Genomic DNA, 6,315 nt, shown 5'->3' with positions numbered 1-6,315 from the left:
CTGGAATACTTGCGGTACTTCCGCACCGCCCGGGCCACGGGCGAAGAACCCGATCTTTCCCTTAAGGAAGAACTCTGAATTGATGGTGGTTCCATGATCGAGGAAACTCCCGAATATCGGGGGTGTTGCAACGATCGCTAGAACTCGCCTCACAAGCTTTGTACACACGTTAAAGCAAAAACCCCTCTGACGAGGGGGAATGCTGTGCCCGAGGTGGGACTCGAACCGCATTCCAGGCCGCGGAAACACAGGGAACTTCAGAAAACATACCGAATCCGAGCCAGTCCGGCCGATGTACGGCCCAGTCCGACGGTAAAAGTGTGTATGTTGTACACACCCCGAATCTCACCCTACAGACTCCCGCGCCAACCGCACGTCAAAGAACTCCGAACCGTCAGCATTGGGACCCCTTCACAGCACCTACCGTCGGAACAGGTGTTGCTCGATCAGGATGGCGCTGCGCTGCAAATCCATGTCGCCGGCGGCCACGCCCACCGCCAAGTCGAAGCCCTCGTCAGTGCTGACGTCGTGCGGGAAGCCTTTGATCCACAGCAGCAGGACCATGAGCGTCCAGGCGAGGCAGGTCAACCACGCCGACATTGACCCCAAGCGGGCACAAAACCATCCTTCGCAAGATCCACCTCTGAACAAGGGCCAGGGGAACGGATGAAGACCCACTTTGGCGACATCGGGGCGTTGGTAGACGGGATCCACTACGTCAGCACCAAAACCCTCCAAATATTGCGCTGCACGGCCTTGGAGATGCACGACCGAGGAGGCCGGACGCCTATCCTTGGCGCATGACCCCACTGCCCCTGCGACCCGACCAGGCCGTTGTTGCCGACCTGCTCCCGCGAAAGAGTTGGCCCGATGGATTCATCTGGCACTACACGAATGCCGCGGGCCTAGCGGGAATCATCCGAGAAAACGTCCTGTGGGCCAGTGCAACGGCATTCATGAACGATCACCAAGAACTACGAACAGGCACAAACCTACTCCAGGGCCTTCTCTTGCGGCATCAGCCCAATCTTGACCCGCGGATCGCGGGAGACGTCCAAGCGATGGTGCGTGCGGCAACCAGCCTCGATAGATACAAGACCTTCGTTGCCTGCGCTTGCAAGGATGCCAACAACCTGACAATGTGGCGCAACTACACCGGCCCAGACGTCGGGTTCGCAGTCGGACTCGACCCAAAGGAGACCCTTTCCGTCCGGCGACAAAGAGCGATGACCCAAGAGATGGTCGCCAAGATGGGCTTCCTCGACAAAGAAAGCGAGGAAGAGATCCTTAACAGCGCTCGGTGGGACATGGGCTCCTTCGAATGGCAGGAGGCCATCTACGATCCGGAGGACCAGCTCAAAACCGCATGGGGACTGTTGCGGGAGCTAGAGGACACAGCCACCGCCCGCCACGACAATCTACCCATCCATAAGCACGAAATCGAGATAGTCAGGGATATATATCGCCACCTTCAGGTTTTCAAACATCCCGGCTTCGAAGACGAGCGCGAGACCCGCGTCGTATGCGCCACCACTCTCCACACCGACCTCGTCTACGTAAAGCACCGTCCCAGCCGTTACGGGATCGTCCCATACGTCGAACTCTGCCTTCCCGCAGAATCGCGAAGCGACCAGCCGTTCGACGCTATCCCGGCCGATGATCCCAGATACCTATCCAACACCCCCGAGCCAATCCGAGAACTCCCGATCATCGGCATCGCCGTTGGCCCCACCCCCTATCCCGAAGAAGCCGCCTCCGGCGCACGCGAACTCCTCCGGTCAGTTGGGCGCGAGAACATACCTGTCATTCCCAGCAAGGTCCCCTTTCGCTGGTAGCCCGACGGCGCCCCCGGAGCGAGGCTGCCGTAAAAGCGATGAGATTCCAACTCCTGACCTCTTCTCATGGGACGGCACATTTCGTTATCTTCTAGGGGCTTGCCTTGTCTTGGAAATCTGCGAAATCCAGGCGTTTTTCTTGCTGCGCAAGGTCGTTGACATGTCATCGTTTTTCATCGTTTCCGTGGGGTAAACGTGTGGCGGACGCTGAAGCCCGCCGCGCCATCGCAGGAGTTCGGGTCGATATCCTCGCGCATCGGATCGTGTTCGTCACGACCACTCCAGCGTGTCTCGTAACTAATGGATCGTACCGAGATTCAACCGCAAGGTTTCGACACACAGTTATGGGAATCGCCGACTCGCAGAGTTCCGCCGATCCTTCGCGAGACCGTCATGCGACCTCGATATGGCTCGTATCCGAAGCGTTATGAGACTTCCCAACCTCGTCGAGTAGCTACTCCTGTCCGCCCTTTAACTCCAGGGGGCTGAGCGAGCATCAGCATCGGTGAGCTTCTGGGGCAGTTAGGGGTCCAGGACCAGGATCGATAATCTCAGGGAAACGGAATACGAGGAGTCGACCTTTGATACCTGACGGTTACGATCTTGAGGACCAGATCAGAAGCACCCGATCCACTCAGGTCTGGCGAGCAAAGAAGCACTCCGGTGAGCCTGTCGTTCTAAAGCTCGCGGCCAAGGATTCTCGCGTCGAATCGCGCTTCAAGCGCGAGATTGACGCGATGCTGGCAGCGGCGGGCCCCAATGTCATGCCAGTTCTGGACTTCGATGATTCGTACAGTTGGTATTCAATGCCGGTAGCGTTGCGCACGTTGTACGAGACGCCGGTTCCGACATCCTTCGAAGAGTGCCTGCTAGTCCTAGAGGCTGTAACTCGCGCGCTCAATCCGATTCATTCCCGAGGACAGGTACACCGTGATCTAAAGCCCCAGAACATTCTGTGGCTAGAGGATGAAGTCGGCGGGCGGTGGGTCGTGTCTGACTTTGGTATCGTTCGAAATCCTGCCGGACTTACCACTGAGCAACTGACCCGTGTCGGTGGCCTAACGGGAAGCGAAGGCTGGGCGGCACCTGAGCAGCATGACGATGCTCACGTCTCAACGATTACAGCCGATGTTTACGGTGCGGGCGCCATCCTCTCATGGATGCTGACGGGCAAGCGCCCGAGCTTCGGCCAAGTCAAACCTGTCGACGAACCGCAGCTCAAGGCGGTACTCCGACGAGCGACAAACTCAGACCCGGCCGGGCGATACTCCAATCTGGAAGACTTGCTGAAGGCTGTAACAGATTCGGCAGTTCAACGTACCACTGGACTCGAATCTCTTCTGGAAGCAGGTGATTGGCCACAAGTCAGTTCCTACGTCAGTCAGTCTGAGCGGCTCACTCGAGTCGTTAAATTGCTCCCAAAGCTGGACCAGTCACAAGTTAGTGACTGGTACAAGGCAGACTCCGTTGGCCTCACTTGGGCTACCAGTGAGTCGCTGGACGACCTGGCCAGTGACATCCGTAGCCTGGAATTTGATGCCATCGACAAGTTCCTGTCCTGGGGAGTGATCGTTCTTCGCGTTCTGGTCCAGGAGAGCAAGTACGATGCAGCCGAGAGAGTCGCGACGGCCCTGTTTGGAGCAACGGCCGGCATAGACCAGAACAAGCCAGCGAAAGCGATTCTCAAGTGGCTGAGCGGCCTGAGCCAACAGGCACAGCAAGCGATGGAAGCCGCACTGCACAGTTCGTCGTCGTGGGATTTTTTCAAGCAGCATGCAGTCGACACCTGGGAATCAAGAGGTGAAAGTGACTTAGTGCAGCGACTGCGAGAGGAATAACTCGGCACGATTTATCCAGTCGATCTCCGAAGAGGATTCCCGTACGGTCGACAGCGGAAAGCCCGCCCATCCCCCATCGGCGGGCTTTCTTCTTGCCCGACTAAGGCAGGGCTTTTCTTCTTTTTGAGGTCAACCAGGTCGGGGGCGCCCAGATGTCGTAAGGGGATCCTTCAGCGGGCAGTGTGGCGCCGCAAACTGCGCGGCTCGTTCAAACCTTAGACCAGCGGGCTATCCAAAGAGAGATCGCATGTTCAGCGAGAATCCTTGGTGCCCGTTGCCTGGGCCAGGGCAGTCGCGGATGCAACTGCTAAGGTCCGTCTAAACCGAGCAGGGAGTATCGATGTCGTCAAGTGAATACCCGTTTCCAGTTGCCGTGTCCCAACTGGGCGCTCGTGATTCCCGTGAAGCGCAAGATGCCCGCGCGGTAGTGTGGCTTTCGCAACAACCTGGTGGCCCAATTGCCGTTGTAACGCCGCAGCGTCGGTTCGAGAGCGAAACCCTCAAGCGGTTGGTGGAGAGACCGGATACGTTGCACCTCACGTGGCGCGGTTTCTCTGCCGGGTCCCTTACCCAGCGGCGTGTCGTCTGTGCATGGCCCGATCGGCAACATCTGAACGATCTATGGGGCTCACGAGCTGACGCTATCGTCGTCATCGAGTGGGGAACTGCCGAAACAGCCACTTGGTTAGAAGTCGCTCAGCCGGTACGACTCCTTCCGGAACAGACTTCGGAACCTGCGTCAGGAACACATGCCACCCTGTCAGACGTCGGCGAACCCCTATCGGAAGACGTGATCCGGATCCTGAAGAGCCTTGCACAGTGGGCGGCCAGATACGACTCCGGACTCAAATGGAATGAAGAAGACAAGCTCAAGGCCGACATGATGAACCGCCCCGAGCGGTGGGCCTCCGTCACAGTTGAGCAGGTCAGACGCAAATGCCGTGAACTGAAGATGCGGTCAAACGACATAGAGACGATCGTCGAGTTCCTGGAACGCAGGAAGCAGGGCCGGCGGTTCAATGTGAGGAGCAGCTACCGCGGCTTCCAGTTCTGATCACACTTCCATGCCCGTTGCCGGTGGCCCAACGGATGCGCGTGTGATCCCCTTACGGATAACCCGAACCTTCCTGTTAGTCCGATTCAGTGTCTTATAACTGCCGTGTCCCAATTCTCTAGGGATGCAAGACACTTGGGGAAAATGCCGAGCCAGGATTTCGAATCCCAGCTCGCGTTCCTAGCGGTCTAAGCTCCTTGGCATGGACAACGATCTTCCGAAAGGGACTCGACGCGTAGGAAACCTGGTCGACTTCAATGCGGACACCCCACCCGTTTCCGTCACGCTGGAGCGCGACGAGGAGGGCATCAGCGTAACCGTTCCGTGGGGCGGAAGCGACGACTACTACTCGTCCTGGTTCATGGGCGAACACACACGGCGCCCGGAGTTGGGGGTCTGGCCGCCCATGCCGAAAAAACTCTTGTTCTGGGACTCCCACGGGTCTGTGCTCTTGGTCGATTGTTGGGCGCGCGGTTATCACACCAATTTTTCGACCGGAAGCGGGCGAGTTTGGGCGCGATACGCGGTCGTGGGCGTAAATGACAACATCGACTACTCCGTCGTTAATGGCGTCCGATCAGAGGTGACTGGGCTACGGGAATGGTTGGGCGTTGAGTCTGTCGAAGAAGACTTCGACTTTGAATCCCGTGTTCTCACGATCAAGGCATCATCCGGCGAACCGATCGAAATAACTTCGCTCCTGAGGTTCCGGCCGAGTTGGGACGTCACCCACGACGGTCACGAATCCACGACGATCAAGAACGTCGTGTTCTGTGAGTCGAGGAGCAGTGACCCCTCTTCCTGGAAAGACCTTATGGAGACACATCGGGGTATGAGAGATCTGCTTGTTGTTTCCCGATGGGTTGCGGTGACGTGCACCATACTTCAAGCGCAACACGATGCCGACCCTCTCAAAACGCTGGATGGCGCCGAGCATGGCGAGCAATGGCGAACGGTGATCGAGCCCCACTCGGATCCATCGTCGTCGCGGCCGACGGGATGGCGCCCGCATCTGGTGGAGTATGCAGACCTGGGCCCTAACGGGATCGCTCTATGGCTCTCGCTCCGCGACCGGTTCCAGAGAGCACTCGATCCGATCATTTCAGACCGTTTTATAAACGAGGTGAGTCCCGTAACGCATATGGCTCAGGTCGGACCTGGTCTCGAGGCGCTGGGATTTCTGATAATGCAGACAAAGGATGGGATGAGCGCCTCAGAAGCCAATCGGAAACCTCTTCGTGCGCGGTTGGACCGGATCCTTCGCGAGATAGACGACGTCGTGCCCTTTGATGGCAGTGACTGGGCAGCCGGAATGACAGAGGCCTACAACGGGATAAAACATGCAAACCGCGACCTCCCCACCGAACTCGAATTGCTCAACCGATGGCGAGAATCGGTCCTCGCAGTGCGCGCTTGGGTCGCTCTGGAGCTGGGTGTGAAGGCAGAGGTTATCCGTAGTCGACTGGAGCGGGACCCGCAGACGACTCCATACGTCGCAAGAACATGAACACCACGTCCTTGCCGTGGCGAGGTGGCCGCGGAGATAACGAACAACATCTGGCTCGATGTCTCGAAACCTTATCGCTTC

Annotated in this window: 5 protein-coding genes; 4 read left to right on the top strand and 1 reads right to left on the bottom strand. The window is 57.9% G+C overall.

The window, feature by feature from the left end:
- Nucleotides 1–420 precede the first annotated feature (420 nt).
- Nucleotides 421–600, bottom strand: a complete 180-nt coding sequence (locus tag AB4Z38_RS23550; RefSeq protein WP_441431948.1) for a hypothetical protein — start codon at nucleotides 598–600, stop codon at nucleotides 421–423.
- A gap of 200 nt (nucleotides 601–800) precedes the next feature.
- On the opposite strand from AB4Z38_RS23550, the gene AB4Z38_RS23545 reads away from it, so the two are divergent.
- From AB4Z38_RS23545 to AB4Z38_RS23530, 4 genes are all read left to right on the top strand, one after another.
- The gene (locus AB4Z38_RS23545; RefSeq protein WP_441431947.1) at nucleotides 801–1,835 is read left to right on the top strand and encodes a DUF2971 domain-containing protein; all 1,035 of its coding nucleotides are present in this window, start codon (nucleotides 801–803) and stop codon (nucleotides 1,833–1,835) included.
- A gap of 581 nt (nucleotides 1,836–2,416) precedes the next feature.
- A complete protein-coding gene (locus tag AB4Z38_RS23540; RefSeq protein ID WP_441431946.1) occupies nucleotides 2,417–3,673 on the top strand; it encodes a serine/threonine-protein kinase in 1,257 nt (418 codons plus the stop codon).
- 340 nt (nucleotides 3,674–4,013) lie between these two features.
- Complete coding sequence (locus AB4Z38_RS23535; protein ID WP_441431945.1) at nucleotides 4,014–4,727, top strand: hypothetical protein; 714 nt, start codon at nucleotides 4,014–4,016, stop codon at nucleotides 4,725–4,727.
- A 202-nt stretch (nucleotides 4,728–4,929) separates the two neighbouring features.
- Complete coding sequence (locus AB4Z38_RS23530) at nucleotides 4,930–6,234, top strand: HEPN domain-containing protein (protein ID WP_441431944.1); 1,305 nt, start codon at nucleotides 4,930–4,932, stop codon at nucleotides 6,232–6,234.
- Nucleotides 6,235–6,315: the final 81 nt, after the last annotated feature.

Origin of the sequence: Arthrobacter sp. 2RAF6, from assembly GCF_052115205.1 — a bacterium.
Classification (GTDB): Bacteria; Actinomycetota; Actinomycetes; order Actinomycetales; family Micrococcaceae; genus Arthrobacter.
The sequence above is the reverse complement of the archived record's forward strand: the minus strand, read 5'-3'. Positions and strand labels throughout refer to the sequence as shown.

What these genes read in the sequence shown, in the direction of transcription:
- AB4Z38_RS23545 (WP_441431947.1), top strand. Translation starts at nt 801, where the DNA reads ATGACCCCACTGCCCCTGCGACCCGACCAGGCCGTTGTTGCCGACCTG.
- AB4Z38_RS23550 (WP_441431948.1), bottom strand. Translation starts at nt 600, where the DNA reads ATGTCGGCGTGGTTGACCTGCCTCGCCTGGACGCTCATGGTCCTGCTG.
- AB4Z38_RS23530 (WP_441431944.1), top strand. Translation starts at nt 4,930, where the DNA reads ATGGACAACGATCTTCCGAAAGGGACTCGACGCGTAGGAAACCTGGTC.
- AB4Z38_RS23535 (WP_441431945.1), top strand. Translation starts at nt 4,014, where the DNA reads ATGTCGTCAAGTGAATACCCGTTTCCAGTTGCCGTGTCCCAACTGGGC.